This is a genomic window from Streptomyces sp. NPDC001914, assembly GCF_042891215.1.
In the GTDB taxonomy this organism is placed as follows: domain Bacteria; phylum Actinomycetota; class Actinomycetes; order Streptomycetales; family Streptomycetaceae; genus Streptomyces.
In genome coordinates this window covers 142,256-162,705 of record NZ_JBIASW010000012.1, presented here as the reverse complement: position 1 = coordinate 162,705, position 20,450 = coordinate 142,256, and the positions used below count along the sequence as shown (strand labels likewise).

2 protein-coding genes and 3 pseudogenes are annotated in these 20,450 nt (G+C 73.5%); 4 read left to right on the top strand and 1 reads right to left on the bottom strand.

Annotated features, from left to right (window positions below; all coding sequences use genetic code 11):
- Nucleotides 1-8: 8 nt before the first annotated feature.
- Both ACFYYF_RS29890 and ACFYYF_RS29885 read left to right on the top strand, forming a co-directional pair.
- A pseudogene (locus ACFYYF_RS29890) lies at nt 9-5,546 on the top strand (type I polyketide synthase); the annotation flags it as partial.
- A gap of 111 nt (nt 5,547-5,657) precedes the next feature.
- Nucleotides 5,658-12,122 (top strand): annotated as a pseudogene (locus tag ACFYYF_RS29885) (type I polyketide synthase); the annotation flags it as partial.
- A gap of 41 nt (nt 12,123-12,163) precedes the next feature.
- Here the strand turns inward: ACFYYF_RS29885 and ACFYYF_RS29880 are convergent.
- The gene (locus tag ACFYYF_RS29880) at nt 12,164-13,360 is read right to left on the bottom strand and encodes an RNA-guided endonuclease InsQ/TnpB family protein (RefSeq protein WP_388780640.1); all 1,197 of its coding nucleotides are present in this window, start codon (nt 13,358-13,360) and stop codon (nt 12,164-12,166) included.
- Nucleotides 13,361-13,521: 161 nt separating this feature from the next.
- Between ACFYYF_RS29880 and ACFYYF_RS29875 the strand changes: the two are divergent.
- A pseudogene (locus tag ACFYYF_RS29875) lies at nt 13,522-16,704 on the top strand (type I polyketide synthase); the annotation flags it as partial.
- A 274-nt stretch (nt 16,705-16,978) separates the two neighbouring features.
- Complete coding sequence (locus tag ACFYYF_RS29870; RefSeq protein WP_388780639.1) at nt 16,979-20,368, top strand: AMP-binding protein; 3,390 nt, start codon at nt 16,979-16,981, stop codon at nt 20,366-20,368.
- Nucleotides 20,369-20,450: the final 82 nt, after the last annotated feature.

Below are 20,450 nucleotides of genomic sequence, written 5' to 3'. Positions count from 1 at the left end.
GACGTGCGGTCGGTGACGCGCAGGAACTGCGCGAGCGGGTGCGCGAGCTGGAGGAGTCCGCGCGCGAGCCCATCGCCGTCGTGGGGGCCGGGTGTCGCTTCCCGGGCGGAGTGACATCCCCCGAACAGCTGTGGTCGGTCGTCTCCGGCGAGGTGGACGCCATGGGCGACTTCCCCCAGGACCGCGGCTGGGACCTGGACGCCCTCTACGACCCCGACCCCACGGCGCACGGCAGGACGTACACCCGCACCGGCGGCTTCCTGCCCCAACTCGCCGACTTCGACGCGGAGTTCTTCGGCATCAGCCCGCGCGAGGCACTGGCGATGGACCCGCAGCAGCGGCTGATGCTGGAGACCTCCTGGGAGGCCCTGGAGCGGGCGGGCATCGACCCGGCGACCCTGCGCGGCTCGGCGACCGGCGTGTTCACCGGCCTGTACGGCGTCGACTACGGCCCCCGGATCGGCGGCGGCGCCTCCGGCGAGGTCGAGGGCTTCCAGATCACCGGCACCTACCTCAGCGTGGCCTCGGGCCGCGTCGCCTACGTGCTGGGCCTTCAGGGCCCCGCCCTCTCGACCGACACCGCCTGCTCCGCCTCGCTCGTCGCCGTCCACCAGGCCGTACGGTCCCTGCGCTCCGGGGAGTGCACGCTGGCGCTGGCCGGCGGGGTCTCGACGCTGCCCACCCCGGGCATGTTCGTGGAACTCGCCCGGCAGCGGGGCCTGTCGGCCGACGGCCGGTGCAAGGCGTTCGCCGACGCGGCCGACGGCACCGGCTTCTCCGAGGGCGCGGGCGTCCTGGTCCTGGAACGGCTGTCCGACGCGCGCCGCAACGGCCACCGGATCTGGGCGGTGATCCGCGGCTCGGCGATCAACCAGGACGGCGCGTCCAACGGCCTGACCGCACCCAACACCCTGGCGCAGCGGCGGGTCATCCGGGCGGCCCTGGCCGACGCCGGGCTGTCGTCCGCCGACGTCGACGCGGTCGAGGCGCACGGCACCGGCACCCGGCTCGGCGACCCCATGGAGGCGGAGGCCCTGCTGGCCACCTACGGCCAAGGCCGCGACGGCCACGCGCCCCTGTGGCTGGGATCGCTGAAGTCGAACATCGGCCACACCCAGGCGGCCGCCGGCGTCGGCGGCCTCATCAAGATGATCATGGCGATGCGGCACGGCACGCTGCCCCGCACCCTGCACGTCGACCGCCCCTCCACCCACGTCGACTGGTCGACGGGCGCGGTGCAACTGCTGACCGAGGCCCGGGACTGGACCACACCGGACGGCCGGCCCCGGCGCGCGGGCGTCTCCTCCTTCGGCATCAGCGGCACCAACGCCCACCTGATCCTCGAACAGGCCCCCGCCCAAACCGCAGCCGCCCCGGCCGGCGACGACGCACCGCCCGCCACCGGCACACCGCGGACACTGCCGTGGGTGCTGTCGGCGCGCTCCGAGCAGGCACTGCGCGCGCAGGCCGGGCGGCTGCACGACAGCCTCGCCGCCAACCCCGCCGCCACGCCCGCGGGCGTGGGACGGGCACTGGTGACGACCCGGTCGCTGTTCGAGCACCGCCAGGTCGTCATCGGCGCCGGCCAGGACGAACTCCTGGCCCGCCTGGCCGCCGTCGCCGCCGGCCAGGAGAGCGCAGGCACGGTCTTCGGAACCGCGCGGCCGGTCGGCAAGACGGTCTTCGTCTTCCCCGGCCAGGGCGCCCAGTGGATCGCGATGGGCCGCGAACTCATGCAGGCCTCCCCGGTCTTCGCCGCCGAACTGCACGCCTGCGCCGAGGCACTGGAGCCGTGGATCTCCTGGTCGCTGATCGACACCGTGTGCGGCGGACCGGACTCGGCGGACCTGGAGGACATCGACGTCGTCCAGCCGGTGCTCTTCGCGGTGATGGTGGCGCTCGCCCAGGTGTGGCGCTCGCTGGGGGTGAGCCCGGACGTGGTCATCGGCCACTCCCAGGGCGAGATCGCCGCCGCCTACGTCGCCGGCGCCCTGACCCTGCAGGACGCCGCCAAGATCGTCGCCCTGCGCTCGCGCCTGCTGGCCACCGTCACCGGCCAGGGCAGCATGGCCGGCATCCTGCTGCCCGAGGAGCGCGTGCACGCACTCCTCGCGGGCCAGGAGTCCCGCATCGGCATCGCCGCCGTCAACGGCCCCGCCTCCACGACGGTCTCCGGCGAGAGCGAGGCGGTCGAGAAACTGGTCGCGGCCTGCCAGGCCGAAGGCGCCCGCGCCCGGCTGATCAAGTCCAGCGTCCCCGGCCACTCCCCGCTCATGGACCGCTTCGACGGCCGGCTCCAGCAGGAACTGGGCACCGTCACCCCCAGCGCCACACCGGTGGCGATCTACTCCACCGTCACCGGCGACCTCATCGACCCGCTCGAACTCGACACCGGCTACTGGTACCGCAACCTGCGCCGGCCGGTGCAGTTCGCCGCCGCCATGGGCCGCCTGCTCCAGGCGGAGCCCGACAGCGCCGTCATCGAACTCAGCCCGCACCCGCTGCTCGTGATGACCGTCCAGGAGATGCTCGACGCCACCCCCGGCGCCACCGGCTTCGTCGTCGGCTCACTGCGCCGCGACGAGGGCGGCCTGGACCGGCTCTACCGGTCCGCCGCCGAGGCCTTCGTCCTCGGCCTCACCGTCTCCTGGCAGACCGCCCTCGACGGCGCCCACGGCACGGACGGCACGGACGGCACGGAGGGTGCGGGGGTCGAGCTGCCCACGTACGCCTTCCAGCGCCGCCGCTACTGGCTCAACACCCCCGCCGAGACCACCGCCGCGAGCACCTGCGACCACCCGCTGCTCGACGCCGTGATCGACCTGCCCGCCGACGGCGGCGGGCACGGGGGAGTGGCGGGCAGCGGACGCCTGTCGCTGGAGCGCCACCCCTGGCTCGCCGACCACCTCGTCCACGGCGCCGTCCTGGTGCCCTTCGCGGCCCTGGCGGAACTGGCCCTGTGGGCCGCGCACGAGACGGGCCGCGACAGCGTCGACGAACTCACCCTGCACACCCCGCTGGTCCTCTCCCGCACCGCCGAACGCGAGATCCGCGTCGTCATCGACGCGGACGGCACCATCGGCGTCCACTCACGCGCCGACGGCCAGGACACCTGGACACGCAACGCCACCGGCACCGCCGGATCCGGCACCGCACCGGCCCCCGCCCAGGACCGCCTCACCGCATGGCCGCCCCCGGGCGCGACCGCCGTACCCCTCGACGACACCGCCCCGGCCGCCGCAGGCTTCGGCCTCGGACCCCTGCTGCGCGGCACCCGCGCACTGTGGCGCGCCGGCGACACCCTGTTCGCCGAGGTCGAACTGCCCGCCGCCGACGGCGCGGAGCAGAGCGGCTTCCGTATCCACCCGGCGCTGCTGACCACCGCGCTGCTCCCGGCCTGCCTGGGCACCGCAGCCGGCACCTGCGGGCCCGAGGGCGGGCTGCCCGTCCACTGCACCGGACTGCGCCTGACCGCCGGCCGGCCCACCGCCCTGCGCGTGCGGCTCGCCCCGGCGGGGCAGGACACGCTGTCGGTGACCCTCGCCGACGGCCACGGGACACCACTGGGCTCCATCGCCTCGCTGGGCCTGCGCCCGGTGGACGCCGGGGAACTGGCCGCGCTGGGCTTCGACCACCAGGACGCCCTGTTCCAGGTGGACTGGGCCCCCCTCACCGTCCCCGCCGCACAGCCGGCCGGCCCCCACCCGGTCCTGGGAGCCGCCCCGGGCCCGCATCCGGCAAACGGGCCCGCCTTCGCCGACCCCGCCGAACTCGCCGCGTCCGGCGCGCACATACCCCCCTTCGTCATCGCCCGCCTCGACGCAGACGACGACACCGGCGCCGACACCCCCGCCACCGCCGGACAGCGCCTGCACCGGGCGCTGCGCTGGAGCAAGGACTGGCTCGCCGACGAACGGTTCTCCGCCTCCCGCCTGGTCCTCGTGACACGGGACGCCTTCCACGACGACCACGTCCCCCACCCCGATCCCGCGGCGGCCGCGGTCTGGGGCTTCGTACGCACCGCGCAGACCGAGAACCCGCAGCGCTTCACCCTCCTCGACACCGACGGCCGGCCCGAGTCCCTCGCCCTGCTCCCGGCGGCCGCCGCCACCGCCGAACCCCAGATCAAGATCCGGGCCGGCCACGCGAGCACCCCCCACCTCGCCCACGCCGCCCCCGCACCCCGCGACCCGGCACCGGCCGCCCCGCTCGGCTCCGGCACCGTCCTGATCACCGGCGGCACCAGCGGCCTCGGCGCGCTCCTGGCCCGCCACCTGGTCCAGCGGCACGCCGTGCGCCGACTGGTGCTGACCAGCAGGCGCGGCCCGGCGGCCCCCGCGGCGGCGGCCCTGCGCGAGGAACTGACCGCGGCCGGCGCCCACGTCCGGATCGAGGCCTGCGACATCACCCGCCGCGACGCCGTCGCCGGCCTGATCGCCGCCGTACCGCCCGAGCACCCGCTGACAGCGGTGATCCACTGCGCGGGCGTCCTGGACGACGGCGTCGTCCAGGCCCTCACCGAGGACCGCCTCGACGCGGTCCTCGCACCCAAGACCCACGGCGCCTGGCACCTGCACGAACTGACCGGACACCTGGAGCTGTCCGCGTTCGTGCTGTTCTCCTCGATCGCCGGCGTGCTCGGCACACCCGGACAGGCCAACTACGCCGCGGCCAACGCCTTCCTCGACGGCCTCGCCCAGGCCCGCCGCGCCCGCGGACTGGCCGCGAACGCACTCGCCTGGGGCTTTTGGGCCGAACGCAGCGACATGAGCGCCGACATCAGCGAAGCCGACGTCCAGCGCCTGCAGGGCCGCGGCGTGCGCCCGCTGTCCTCGCAGGAGGGACTCGCGCTCTTCGACGCCGCCCTGGCCGCCGACCGGCCGGTGCTCGTGCCCGCGCTGCTGAACCTGCGGGCCGGCGCGGCCGCGCAGACCGACTCCCCGCTGCTGCGCACCCTCGCCCGAACCACCGCCGGACCCGGCGGACCGGCTAGTCCGCAGAACACCGACGTGCCGCTCGGACAGCAGCTCGGGTCACTGCCCGCCGACGAGGCGCAGAGCGTCCTGCTGGACGCCGTGCGGACCCAGACCGCCCTTGTCCTCGGACACGCCGACACCGGACGGGTCGCCCCCGCGGTGACGTTCAAGACCCTCGGCATCGACTCCCTCACCGCCCTGGAACTGCGCAACAGACTCGCGGCGGCCACCGGCCTGAAACTGCCCGCCACCCTCGTCTTCGACCACCCGACCCCCACCGCCGTCGCCCGCTTCCTGGGCACGCGCATCACCCCGGACCCCGGAGCCGCACAGCAGTCCCCGGCCGATCACCTGGTCAAGGAGATCGAGCACCTGGGCGCCCGGCTCGAGGACGCCTTCCGCACCCTCGCGGAAGCGGACCGGACCACGATTTCCACTCTGCTCGGCGCACTGCAGGGCCGAGTCCGGGCGATGGCCGGCGACGACGGGTCACCGGTCGCCATCGCCGACCAGATCGGTGCGGCCTCGGCGGGAGAACTCCTCGCGCTGCTGGACAAAGAGCTCGGCTAGGGGAAAGCGATGACACACGACAACAACGCCGAGGTTCTCGACTACCTCAAGCGCACCTCGATCGAACTGATCGAGACCCGCAAGCGCCTGCAGGAACTCACCGACGCCGCCGGCGAACCCATCGCCGTCGTCGGCGCCGCCTGCCGCTACCCGGGCGCGGTGACCTCCCCCGAAGACCTGTGGGAACTGGTACGCAACGGCACCGACGCCGTGGACGACTTCCCCGACGACCGCAACTGGGACCTGGACACCCTCTACCACCCCGACCCCGGCCACCCCGGCACCTGCTACACCCGCAAGGGCGGATTCCTCCACGACGCCGGCGACTTCGACGCCGACTTCTTCGGCATCAACCCGCGCGAGGCACTGTCCGCCGACCCCCAGCAGCGCCTGCTGCTGGAGACGTCCTGGGAATGCGTGGAACGCGCCGGCATCGACCCCGAGTCCCTGCGCGACAGCGACACCGGCGTGTTCGCCGGACTCGCCTACTTCGGCTACGGCAACCACTTCACCACCCCCGAGGCCATCGCCGGCTACGCACAGACCGGCTCCCTGCTCAGCGTGGCCTCCGGCCGCATCGCCTACGCGCTCGGCCTCCAGGGCCCGGCCCTGTCCACCGACACCGCCTGCTCCTCCTCGCTGGTCGCCGTCCACCAGGCGGTGCAGTCCCTGCGCCAGGGCGAATGCACCCTGGCCCTGGCCGGCGGGGTCACCGTCATGGCCATGCCGCAGGTGTTCCGCGAGATGTCCAAACAGCGGGGCCTGGCGGCCGACGGCCGCTGCAAGGCGTTCGCGGACGCCGCGGACGGCACCGGCTTCTCCGAGGGCGTCGGCATGCTCGTCCTGGAACGGCTCTCCGACGCGCGCCGCAACAAACGCCGGATCTGGGCGGTCATCCGCGGCACGGCGATCAACCAGGACGGCGCCTCCAACGGCCTGACCGCGCCCAGCGGCCCCGCCCAGCAGCGCGTGATCCGCGCCGCGCTCGCCAACGCCCGCCTGGCGAGCGGCGACATCGACGCGGTCGAGGCCCACGGCACCGGCACCACCCTCGGCGACCCCATCGAAGCCGGCGCCCTGCTGGCCACCTACGGCCAAGGCCGCGACGGCCTCCCGCCCCTGTGGCTCGGATCGCTGAAGTCCAACATCGGCCACACCCAGGCGGCCGCAGGCGTCGGCGGCCTCATCAAGATGATCATGGCGATGCGGCACGGCCTGCTCCCCCCGACCCTGCACGTCGACCGCCCCTCCACCCACATCGACTGGTCCGCCGGAGCCGTCGAACTGCTCACCCGGGCCCGGGACTGGACCACACCGGACGACCGGCCCCGGCGCGCGGGCGTCTCCGCGTTCGGAGTCAGCGGCACCAACGCGCACGTCATCCTCGAACAGGCACCGCCCGAGGAGGACGAGGAAGAGGACGAGCCGCCCCACTGCCAGGCCGGCCCCGTGCCCTGGACACTGTCGGCCCGCTCGGCACAGGCCCTGCGCGCCCAGGCCCGCAGCCTCCACGACCACGCCACCGCCCACCCCGGCCTGGACCTCCTCGACACTGGCCACGCACTGGTGACCGGCCGCACCGCCTTCGAACACCGGGCGGTCGTCCTCGGCCACGACCGGGGCGAACTGCTCACCGCCCTCGACGCGCTGAGCCAGGGCAAGGACAGCGCCGCCCTCGTACGCGGCACGGCCACCGGCGAAACGGGCGCCCCCGTCTACCTGTTCCCCGGCCAGGGCTCCCCCTGGGCAGGAGCGGCCCGCGAGCTGTACGACACCTACCCCGTCTTCGCGCGAAGCCTCGACGAGATCTGCGCCCGCTTCGACGCCCACCTGCCCCACCCGCTCAAGCCCGTCCTGCTCGCCGACGAACCCGAGGGCCGCGACCGCACCGACATCGCCCAGCCCGCCCTGTTCACCCTCCAGGTCAGCCTCTACCGCCTCCTCACCCGCTACGCCCCCGCACCGGCCCGGCTCATCGGCCACTCCGTCGGCGAGATCGCCGCCGCCCACGTCTCCGGCGTCCTCGACCTGGACACCGCCACCCGGCTCGTCGCCGCCCGCGGACGCACCATGCAGACCGTCACCGAACCCGGCGCCATGCTCGCCGTCCGCACCACCCCCACCCACCTGGACACCCTCCTGGGCGCCTACGACCGCGTCGGCGTCGCCGCCGTCAACGGCCCCGAGTCCGTCGTCGTCTCCGGCGCGCGCGAACAGGTCCACGCCCTGCGCGACCGGCTCGCCGCCGACGGCGTCTCGGCCAAGCTCCTCCCGGTCGCCCACGCCTTCCACTCCCCGCTCATGGACCCGGTCCTCGACGCGTTCGCGGCAGCGCTCGGCGACCTGCCCGCGGGCGAGATGACGATCCCGATCGTCTCCACCCGGCTGGGCCGCGAGGCCACGCTCCAGGAACTGACCTCCGCCCGCCACTGGGTCGACCACGTCCGCGACCCCGTCCGCTTCTGGGACGCGGTCCAAGACGCCCGCGCCGCCGGCGCGGGCGTCTTCGTCGAGGTCGGGCCCGGCGCCACCCTCACCGGCCTCACCAAGGACGCCCTCGCCGCCGAGAACATCCACGACACGCTCGTCGTCCCCGCCTCACGCCGCGACCGCACCGCACCCCAGGCACTGCTCGGCGCACTGGCCCACCTGCACGTCAACGGCACCCCGGTCGACCTGCGCGCCCTGTTCGGCCCGCGCCGCGGCGCGGACCTGCCGACCTACGCCTTCCAGCGACAGCGCTACTGGATGGACTTCCTCGCCGGGACACGGACCGCCGACGTCACCTCCGCCGGCCTCACCGCCCCCGCACACCCCCTGCTCGGCGCCCTGGTGGACCACCCCGGCACCGGCGAGCGGGTCTTCACCGACCTGTGGTCCCTGCGCACCCACGGCTGGCTGGGCGACCACACCGTCTTCGGCGCCGCCGTCGTCCCCGCGACCGCCTACCTGGACCTGGCCCTGTCCGCCGGCGCCCACGTCGGCTGCGCCCGGGTCGAGGAACTCACCCTGGCCGTCCCCCTGATCCTGCCCGAGAACGGCACCGTGGGGATCCGCGTCGTCGTCGGCGCCGCCGACGACAGCGGACGCCGCACCCTGGACGTGTACGCGCGAAGCGGCGACGACACCCCCGACGACACCCCCGACCAGGACGCCTGGACCCGCCACGCGAGCGGCGCCCTGACACCCGGCACCCCACCGGCTCCCGCCCCCGCACCCACCGCATGGCCACCGGCCGGGGCACGGCAGCTCGACATCAGCGGCCTCTACGACACGTTCACGGACGCCGGATTCGACTACGGCCCGCTCTTCCGAGGGCTGCGGGAGGTCTGGCGGCACGGCGACGACCTCTACGCCCTGGCCACCCTGCCCGACACCGCCGACCCCACCGCCCACGGCGCCTTCGCCCTGCACCCGGCCCTGCTCGACACCGTCCTGCACGCCTCCATCGCCGGCGGCGTCATCGAGGTGACCGGCGAGCAGGGCCGCATGCCCTTCGCCTGGGCCGGCGTGGACCTGAACGGCCCCTGCCCGCCGACCGTCCGGGTCCGCCTCACCCCGGCCGGCCAGGACACCGTGTCGCTGACCGTCGCCGACGAACACGGCCGCCCCGTCGCCTCCGTCACCACCCTCGCCTTCCGCCCCGCGAGCGCCGCACAGGTCCACTCCGCACGCGGCCGCCGGGCACAGCCGCTCCACGAGGTGCGCTGGCGCCCCCTGAAGGAGACCGGACACGCCGCCTACGACGGACGCTGGGCCGTCCTCGCCGCCCCCGACAGCCCGGCCGCCCGCCTCACCGCGCAGGACGGCAGCCCCGTCGCGCACCACACCTCGATGGACGAGGTCCTCACCGGCGAGGCACCCGACCACCTCCTGCTGTGCCCGCACGACACCGCCGCGACCGGGCAGGACCTGCTCGACGCCGTCGCCGGCACCGGCAAGCGGGTACTGGAACAGATCCAGCGCTTCCTCGCCGAAGACGCCCTCGCCGCCTCCACCCTGGTGGTGCTCACCCGCCTCGCCCTCGACACCGGCCGCGGCGAGAGCGTCGAGAGCCTGCCCGGCGCGTCCCTGTGGGGCCTGATCCGCTCCGCCCAGACCGAACACCCCGGCAGATTCAAGCTCGTCGACCTCGACGACACCGACACCTCCCGGGCCCGCCTGCCCGACGTCCTCGCCCTGCCCGAGGACCAACTCGCCCTGCGCGACGGCACGGTGCTGATCCCCCGGCTGGCCGCAGCCCAGGGCGCCGAGCACCGCATCGCGGCACCCCCGGCCGGCCCCCACCGCCTCGGCATCCCCGTCAAGGGCACACTCCAGAACCTGACCTGGGTCCCCTGCCCCGAGGCGGAAGCACCCCTGACATCAGGTCAGGTCCGTATCGCCGTACAGGCCGCCGGCCTCAACTTCCGCGACATCACCATCGCGCTGGGCCTGGTGGACCGCACCGCCATCGACGCCGGACTCGGCAGCGAGGGCTCCGGCACCGTCCTCGAAGTCGCCGACGACGTAAGCGAGTTCACGCCCGGCGACCGGGTCGCCGGCATCTTCTCCGGCGCCTTCGGCCGCACCGCCGTCGCCGACCACCGCCTGCTCCGGCCCGTCCCCGACGGCTGGAGCCACGCCCAGGCCGCCTCCGTGCCGTGCACCTTCCTCACCGCCTACCACGGCCTCTTCGAGGTGGCGAACCTCAAGAAGGGCCAGCGCGTCCTCATCCATGCCGCCGCCGGTGGCGTCGGCATGGCCGCGATCCAACTGGCCCGCCACGCGGGCGCCGAGATCTACGCCACCGCAAGCCCCGCCAAGTGGCCCGCCCTCAAAGCCCTCGGAATCGACGAAGCCCACCTGGCGTCCTCCCGCGACCTGGACTTCGCCGAGAAGTTCCGCCGCACCTCCGGCGGCCGCGGCGTCGACGTCGTCCTCAACTCCCTCGCACACGCCTTCGTCGACGCCTCCCTGACCCTGCTCCCGCACGGCGGGCACTTCGTCGAGATGGGCAAGACCGACATCCGCGACCCGCAGCGGATCGCCGCCGGCCACCCCGGAGTCGACTACCGGCCCTTCGACCTCTACGAGACCGGCCCCGACGCCCTGCAGAAGATGTTCCGGGCCGTCATGGACCTGTTCGACGACGGCCTGCTGCACCTGCCCCCGCTGTCGCTGCGGGACATCCGCGACGCCCGCGCGGTGTTCCGCGAGATGAGCCAGGGCCGCCACATCGGCAAGCTGGTCCTGGACGTCGGCGACGGCCTCGGCGGCGGCACCGTCCTGGTCACCGGCGGCACCGGGGGAGTGGGCTCGCTCCTGGCCCGCCACCTCGTCACCGGACACGGCGTACGCAGCCTGCTGCTCGCCAGCCGCAGCGGCCCCGCCGCCGACGGCGCCGCCGCCCTGGCCGCCGAACTCCAGGACGCCGGAGCGGCCGTCCAGGTCGCCGCCGTGGACATCGCGGACCGGGCCGCCCTGGCGGACCTGCTCGCCGGCCTGCCCGGCCGCCACCCGCTCACCGCCGTCGTGCACGCCGCGGGCGTCCTCGCCGACGGCACCGTCGAATCGCTGACCGCGCAGAGCATCGACCACGTCCTGGCCGCCAAGGCCGGCGGCGCGATCAACCTCCACGAACTCACCCGGGACCACCCGCTGTCGGCGTTCATCACCTGCTCCGCCCTCGCGGGCACCCTCGGCAACGCGGGACAGGCCAACTACGCCGCCGCCAACGCCTTCCTGGACGCCCTCGCCGCCCGCCGCACCGCCTCCGGCCTGCCCGGCACCTCACTGGCCTGGGGCTGGTGGGAACAGAGCAGCGGCATGACCGGCGAACTCGACACCGCCGACCTCTCCCGGCTGCGCCGCACCGGCATCACCCCCATGCCCACCCCCCAGGCCCTGGCCCTGTTCGACGCCGCCCGCGACACCGGCGCGGCAGCCCTCGTCCCGGCCCACCTGGACCTGCCCGTCCTGCGCGACAAGGACCCCGCCGAGGTGCCGCCGCTGCTGCGCGACCTCGTCGAGGGCCACCGCCCGCGCCGCACCACGACCGACACCGCCCAGGACAGCGGCCCGGCCCGGCTGGGAGACCGGCTCGCCGCACTGCCGGCCGCCGAAGCCCGGACGGCCGTCCTGGAATGGGTCCGCGACCAGGTCGCCGTCGTCTTCGGACACCCCTCCGGCGCGAGCGTCGACGTCGACGAGGCCTTCACCCGGCTCGGCTCCGACTCGCTGATCGCCGTCGAACTCTGCAACCGCCTCAACGCCTCCACCGGTCTTCGACTGCCGTCCACCATCGTCTTCAGCTACCCGACACCACGCGAACTGAGCGACCACATCAGCGACCTGCTGCGACCGCACACCGACACCGGACCGGCCCCGGCGGACCAGGACGCGGCGATCCGGGACGTGCTGCGCACCGTCTCCATCGACAGCCTGCGCAGCGCGGGCGTCCTCGACCTGATCCTGGCCTGCGCCACCCCCGCGACGGACGACACCGCCCCCGCGGCCGACGATCCGGCCGGCACGGACGGACTGTCGGACCTGGACCTCGAAGCACTGGTCGACCTGGCCCTGGAAGAGAAGTAGGAGAGTGGCTTGGCTTTCTCCCCTCTTGAAGGAGGGGATTCCTACGGCTCGCGCCGTGGGGGTTTCTGCTTCATCGCCGACTGCCCGCCCGGAGTGCTCCGTTGAGGTCTTACACCGGCTCCACAGACAGACGCCGTCAGCCCGACGGCCAGGATGTTCTTCGCCGCGTTCACGTCCCGGTCATGGGTCGTCCCGCATTGGCATGTCCAGGTTCGGACGTGCAGCGGCATCGCGCCCTGCAGGCTGCCGCAGGCGGAGCAGAGCTTGGAGGACGGGAACCAACGATCGATCGCGATCACCTCGCGGCCATACCAGGTGGCCTTGTACTCCAGCATGTTCCGGAATGCGCGCCATGCCGCGTCACTGATGGCGCCGGCCAGTTTCCGGTTCTTGACCATATTGCGGACGATGAGGTCCTCGACCACGATCGTTTGATTCTCACGAACGAGCCGAGTGGTGAGCTTGTGCAGGTGATCGCGTCTGCGGTCGGCGATGCGAGCGTGAATCCGGGCGACCTTCCGGCGAGCCTTGGCCCGGTTCGCGCCCTTGCCCCTGGCTTTGCGGGCGAGCTGCCTCTGAGCCCGGGCGAGCCGGGCACGGTCGAGCCGCTCGTGCCGGGGGTTGGCGATCTTCTCCCCGGTAGAGAGGACCACCAGGTGATCCAGTCCGACGTCGATGCCCACGGCCGCACTCGTGGCCGGCAGCGGCCCAAGGGACGGGTCCTGGCAGAGCAGGGACACGAACCAGCGGCCGGCCGCGTCCTGCGACACCGTCACCGTGGACGGAGACGCACCGACGGGGAGCGCACGGGACCACACGATGTCGAGCGGCTCCGCCATTTTCGCCAGGGTCAGCCTGCCGTCCCGGAACCGGAACGCGCTGGCGGTGTACTCCGCCGACTTCCGAGACCTCTTCCGCGATTTGAAGCGAGGATGTCGGGCCCGCTTGCCGAAGAAGTTGGTGAACGCCACCTGAAGGTGCCGCAGAGCCTGTTGGAGCGGCACCGAGGAAACATCGTTGAGGTAGGCGAATTGCTCGGTCTTCTTCCAGGCCGTCAACATCGCCGACGTCTGGTTGTAGCTCACCCGCTCCCGCCGCGTCCACGCCTCCGTACGCGCCGCAAGAGCCAGGTTGTAGACCTTCCGCACGCAGCCGAACGTGCGCGACAACTCGGCTGCCTGCGCATCGGTCGGACAGAAGCGGTACTTGAAGGCACGCTTCACGGGAGCGTTCTGCACGGCTCGGATACTACTGCCTCAACTTGTCATCCTCTATGTGCAATTGAGCATCGAAACCGTTCCGTCTCGGAGGCGAACCGGCATTCCTCGCCGTGCTCCGCAGAGGTTTCGTTTCGTCTCCTCCCCGCTCCGAAGGACGGGGTATCCACGAAAGGACTGCCATGAACGATTCCGCGGAACGCGCGGCGGACGGCGCGGACCGGGTCCAGCGGGCGCTCCGCACGCTCCTGGAGGAACGCGACCGGCTCCGCCAGGAGAACGACGCCCTCAAGGCCGGCCGCGGCGAGCCCGTCGCCGTGGTGGCCATGGCCTGCCGCTACCCGGGCGGCGTGACCACACCCGAGGACCTGTGGGACGTGGTCCGCGAGGGCCGCGACGTCATCGGCGACTTCCCCCAGGACCGCGGATGGCGCGACGTGTACGACCCGGACCCCGACGCCACCGGCCACGCCTACACCAACCAGGGCGGCTTCCTGGACGACGTCGCCGGCTGGGACGCCGGATTCTTCGGCACGAGCCCGCGCGAGGCACTGGCGGTCGACCCGCACCACCGCCTGCTGCTGGAGACCTCCTGGGAGGCCTTCGAACGCGCCGGCATCGTCCCCGCCGACGTCCGCGGCTCCGAGGTCGGCGTCTTCTCCGGAGTCAGCTCCTCCGAGTACGGATGGCGCTTCCTGGAGGGCGGCCAGAAGGACCTGGAGGGCTACCTGCTCTACGGCAGCGCCCTGAGCGTCGCCTCCGGCCGCGTGGCCTACGAACTCGGCCTGACCGGACCCGCGGTGTCGGTGGACACGGCGTGCTCCTCCTCGCTGGTCGCCCTCCACATGGCGGTGCAGTCCCTGCGCTCGGGGGAGTGCTCGCTGGCACTGGCCGGCGGGGCACTGGTGATGGCCACCCCCGCGATGTTCGTGGAGTTCTCCCGGCAGGCCGCCCTCTCGCCCGACGGCCGCTGCAAGGCCTTCGCGGACGGCGCCGACGGCACCGGCTGGGCCGAGGGTGTGGGCGTGCTGCTCCTGGAGCGGCTGTCCGACGCCCGCCGCAACAACCACCCGGTGCTGGCCGTCGTGCGCGGCAGCGCGGTCAACCAGGACGGCGCCAGCAACGGCCTGACCGCCCCCAACGGCCGCGCCCAGGAGAAGGTGATGCGCAAGGCCCTGGCGAACGCGGGCGTCACCCCCGACGAGGTCGACCTCGTCGAGGCCCACGGCACCGGAACCGTGCTCGGCGACCCCATCGAGGCCGGCGCGCTGCTGGCCACCTACGGCCGGGGCCGCGACCAGGAGCGGCCGCTGTGGCTGGGCTCCCTGAAGTCGAACCTCGGACACGCCCAGGCCGCCGCCGGGGTCGGCGGGGTCATCAAGACCGTGATGGCCCTGCGCCACGGCCACCTGCCCAAGACCCTCCACGTGAGCGAGCCCTCGCACCACGTGGACTGGTCCGCGGGCGCCGTCCGGATCCTCACCGAAGGGCGTACGTGGACGAAGCCGGACGGCCCCCGGCGGGCCGGGGTGTCCTCGTTCGGCGTCAGCGGCACCAACGCCCACATCGTCCTCGAAGAGGCCCCGCCCCAGGACCAGGACCAGGACCAAGGACAGGGACAGGGACAGGGCCAGGACGGCGAGCACGGCGAGCACGGCGGGCGGCGCGGTACGGACGCGGGCGTCGTCGGCGGCCTGGTGCCCTGGACGGTGTCGGGCAAGACCGCGCAGGCCCTCAGGCAACAGGCCGCCAAACTCCGCGACTTCGCCGCCGCCGGCACCGGCCCGGACCTCGCCGCGACCGGCTGGTCGCTGCTCTCGGACCGCTCACGCTTCGAGCACCGCGCGGTCGTACTGGGCCGCACCAAGGACGAACTCCTCGACGCGCTGGGCGCGTTGAGCCGGGGCGCCGAGTCCGCCGCGGTGGTCGAGGGCGCGGCCGGCGACCTCGGCGGCGTCGCCTTCATGTTCCCCGGCCAGGGCTCCCAGTGGGTCGGCATGGGCCGCGAACTGTACGCCGCCTTCCCGGTCTTCGCGCAGAGCATGGACGCCTGCGCGGCCGCCCTGGCCGAATGGACCGACTGGTCGCTGCTCGACGTCATCCGGGGAGTGCGGGGCGCGCCGGGCCTGGACCGGGTGGACGTCGTACAGCCGGCCCTGTTCTCCGTGATGGTGTCCATGGCCGCCCTGTGGCGGTCCTGGGGCGTCCGGCCGGCCGCGGTGGTGGGCCACAGCCAGGGCGAGATCGCCGCCGCCCATGTGTGTGGCGCGCTGTCCCTGCGGGACGCCACCAAGATCGTGGCGCTGCGCAGCAAGGCCCTGGTGGAACTGATCGGACACGGCGGGATGGCGTTCGTCGCCGAGTCCGAAACGGTGGTGCAGCAGCACCTGACCCCGTGGAACGACCGGATCGGTATCGCCGTCGTCAACGGGCCCCGCGCGGTCGTGGTGTCCGGAGAACCCGGCGCACTCGACGAATTCATCGAGAAGATGAAGGCCGACGGCTGCCAGGCCCAGCGCATCAAGGTCGATTACGCCTCGCATTCCCACCAGGTGGCCCGGGTACGCGACAAGGTGATCGGCGCCCTGTCCGACGTGAGCCCGACATCGTCGCAACTGCCTTTCTATTCCACCCTGTACGGCGAAATCATCGACACCGCGCGCCTGGACGCCGACTATTGGTACAACAACCTGCGCGAGAAGGTCCGCTTCGAGTCCTCCGTACGGCAGATGGCCGCGGACGGCCTGCGGGTGTTCGTCGAGATGAGCCCGCACCCCGTGCTGACCGTCCCCGTGCAGGAGATGGTCGAGGACCTGGACGACGCGCTGGTGCTGTCCTCCTCGCGGCGCGGCCAGGGCGAGGTGGAGGCCGTCCTCGCCTCACTGGCCGCGCTCCACGTCCGGGGCGGAAGCGTCGACTGGTCCGCCCTGTTCACCACCCGCCGGCGGGTCGACCTGCCGACCTACGCCTTCCAGCGGCAGCGGTACTGGCTCAGCTCCTCGCCCACCGCCGCCGTGACCGCGCAGGCGTCCCCCGAGCAACCCCCGCAGGCGGCCGACGACCAGCAGGTTCCGCTGCCCCAGCGGATCGTGGCCCTCGTCCCCGACGACGCCCAGGCCCTCGTCCTCGACCACGTCCTCGAACGCGTCGCCGTCGTGCTCGGCCACCCCTCCACCGAATCCATCGACCCCGACGGCGAGTTCACGAAGATCGGCTTCGACTCGATGCTGTCGGCCGACCTGAGCAAACGCCTGACCGCCTCCACCGGCCTGAAACTGCGCCCGAACGTGGTGCTGCGCCACCCCTCCCCACGGCTGATCGCCCGGCACATCGTCTCCTCGCTGGCCGAGCCCAACGCACGCTGACTGACCGGGCGATCCGACCGGGCGAATTCGACCGGGTCACGAGGGCGCGGCCCGCGCCCTCGTGACGTGCGCTGCCCGGAAATGTCCCGCCGCCTGAATGTCCCGCCGCCTGAATGTCCCGCCGGCGGGACACCGCAAGCCCAAAAGCGGCCCGTCCCGCCCCCGTACCAAGTTGTCTTGACCTGCCGATTCACCTTCCGTGAAGGTGGGGTGATCTGCGAATTCTGCGAATTCCTCCGATTTCCCGGACCTGTTTGCCAAGGGGTTGATCCGTGTGCGTGCATTCGCTGCTTCGTCCGCGCATAAAGGACTGTGGCTGGCGGAGGAAATGTCTGCCGACACACTGAACCACGCACTGACCATGTGGGACGTGGACGGTGAACTCGACGCGGCCGTCATGGAATCCGCGTTCCTGCACGTGCTGGACGAGGCCGAGGTCCTGCGCGTCACCTTCGCCGACGACGGCGACGGACTGCGCCTTTCGCCGCGCGAACGGGGGGACTGGCGGCCCTTCCTCCTCGACCTGTCCGCCGAGAACGACCCCGAGCAGGCGGCACGCGACGCGCTCGCCGACCTGATCCGCAAGCCGTTCGACCTCGGCCACGACCTGCTGTTCCGGATGGGCGTCATCACCCTCGCACCGGCCCGCTCCCTCGTGGTGATCGCCTACCACCACCTCGTCTCGGACGGGTTCGGCACCGGTGGCCTGCTCTCCAGGCGTCTCGCCGAGGTCTACACGGCGCTGGCGCACGGCGAGCAGGTCCCCGCCCTGCCGCACCCCTGGGACGCCGCCTCCTTCGCGGCCGAGGCGGCCGACTACCTCGCCTCCGACGCGTTCACCGAGGACACCGCGTTCTGGCGCGACTACCTCGCCGACGCGCCCGCCCCCGCGCGGATCCCGCGCGTCGCCCTGTCCGCCACCGAGCGCGCCGCGCTGTCCGAGCCGATGAGCGACGCCGACCGCTGGGGCGAACTGACCGAGCCCATCGGCATGGTCGGCCGCACCCTGACCGTCCCGCGCGCCGAGGCCGACGCGTGGACCTCGGCGGCGAAGGCCATGGGCGTGTTCACCTCCACGCTGCTGACCGCCGCCACCGCCGTGTTCCTGCGCCACCGCTGCGACCGCCCCGAGTTCCTGCTCTCCCTCGCCGTCGGCAACCGGGCCGGCGTCGCGAGCCGGACACCCGGCCTCGCCGTGAACGTCGTCCCCGTACGCGTGAAGGTCCCGCTGAACGCGACCTTCACCGACCTCGCCGACGCCATCGTCGACGAGACGTACGAGATCTCCGGCCACACCGCCTGCCACTACTCCGACATCCAGCGCGCGAGCCGGACCGCGCTGAGCGACCGCGGCAGCTTCGGCGCCGTCATGAACGTCGTCGAGTTCGTCGACCAGCTCCGCTTCGGCGGCCACCCGGCCCGCTACCTCGGCGGCACCACCGGCTCCTTCGACGAACTGTCCATCGGCGTCTACAGCGACGGCACCGCCGAAAGCGACCTGTACATCCGCCTCGACGCCCCCGCACGCCTCTACGACCGGGCGGAACTGCGCTTCATCGGCGAGGAGTTGATCGACCACATCCGCGCGGTCGTGGCCGACGGGGAACGCGGCGTCGGCGCGCTGGACGCGCTCACCGGCGCCGGGCGGGAGCGGGTGCTGACCGCGCCGAACGACACCGGCGCGGCTGCCCTTTCCGGACTGACGGTCCCTCACCTGTTCACCCGGCAGGCGCAGTCGACGCCCGAAGCCGTCGCCCTTCAGTCCGGTGACCTCACCCTCTCCTACCGGGAGCTGGACGAGCGCGCGAGCCGGCTGGCCGACGCGCTGCGCCGGCACGGCGTCGGGCCCGACACGGTCGTGGCGGTGGCACTGGAGAGGTCGGCGGACCTGGCCGTCGCCCTGCTCGGCGTGGTCAAGGCGGGCGGAGCCTACCTTCCCGTCGACCCGGCGCTGCCCGCGGCGCAGGCCAAGCTCGTGACCGGCGACGCCGCGGCACACGCCCTGCTCACCGACGCGGCGACCGCCCCGACCCTCTCGGCGGGCCTGGAGATCCCAGCCCTGATACTCGCCGACCTCACCACCACCGACGCCGCTGCTGCCGCACCGACCACCGCCACCGCCACCGCGGCACCGGCCACAGCTGATGCCGTACCGGCCGCCGATGGCGTACCGGTCACCGCTGCCGCATCGGCCGCCGCCGATGCCGTACCGGCCACCGCCGCCGCAGCGACTGCCACCGATGCCGCACCGGCCGCCGCTGCCGTACGGGCCGCCACCTCGCTCCCGCTCCCGTTCCCGCACCCCGACAACCTCGTGGCCGTCAGCCCCACGTCGGTGACCGGTGCCGTCACCGCGGCCGGTGTCACCCACCGCAACCTGGTGCGGCTCGTCCTGGACCGCGCATGGCAGGGCGCCGCCCGAGGCACCGTGCTGTGGCACACCCCCGCCACCTCCGACGCCCTCGCCCTCGAACTGTGGGCACCCCTGCTGGGCGGCGGCCGGGTGGTCGTGGCTCCCCGCGGCGAACTCGACGCCGACGCACTGACGCGGGCACCCGCGGAGCACGGCGTCACCGCCGTGTGGCTGCCCGCCGGCCGGTTCGCGGCGATCGCCGCCCGGCACCCCGCGTCCCTGGCCGGACTGCGCGAGGTGTTCACCGGCGGCGACCGCGTACCCGCGGCGGCCCTGCGCCGTATCCGACAGGCCTGCCCCGGGACGACCGTCGTCACCGGCCACGGCCCCACGGAAGCCGCCGGGTTCGCCGCCGCCGACCGTCTGACCGCGGACCGGCCCGAACCCCGGCCGGGCACCCTCGGCCGCCCCACCGACAACACCCGCCTCTACGTCCTGGGCCCGGGCCTGGCACCCGTCCCCGCCGGAGTCACCGGCGAGCTGTACGTGACCGGCTCCGGCGTGGCGCGCGGCTACCTCGGACGCCCCGGACCGACCGCGGAGCGCTTCGTGCCCTGCCCCTTCGGCTCGCCCGGCGCACTCATGTTCCGCACCGGCGACCGGGTGCGCTGGGGCGCCGACGGCCGGATCGAGCACGTCGCCGACGCGGGCGCCCAGGCCGACGTACGCGGTGCCGGTGTCGAGCCGGCCGAGGTGGAGGAGGTGCTGGCCGAACACCCCCAGCTCGCCCGGGCGGTCGTCGCCGTCAAACCGGACGGCACAGGACAGCGGCGCCTGGTGGCCTACGTCGTCCCGGTGCACGGCCGGGCCGTGTCCGCCGACGAACTGCGCGGCTTCGCCGCCCAGCGGCTCCCGGAGTCCGTGGTCCCCACCCTGTTCACCGTGCTGGAACACCTGCCGGTGACGGCGGGCGGCCGCCTCGACCGGGCGGCCCTGCCCGACCCCGTCACCGAGCCGGACACCTACCGCGCACCGCGCAACGACACCGAACGGATCCTGGCCAAGGCGTTCGCCGAGGTGCTGGAGCTGGACCGGGTCGGCATCGACGAGGACTTCTTCGACCTCGGCGGCAACTCGCTGCGCGCGATCCGGCTGGTCGGCCTGATCCGGGCGGAGCTCAAGCAGGAGGTGTCCATCCGCCGCCTGTTCGCGGCGCGCACCATCACCGGCCTGTCGGACATGTGGAAGGACCTCGGCCGCTCCAGCAGGCCGAGCCTGCGCAGGCGGACGAAGGAGGGCGCGGTCCTGTGACGCCGGGGGTCCTGTGACCCCGGGTCCTCCGACGCCGGGCCCGCCCCGGCCCGGTCAGCAGCGGTTCCGCACGGCGAAGGCG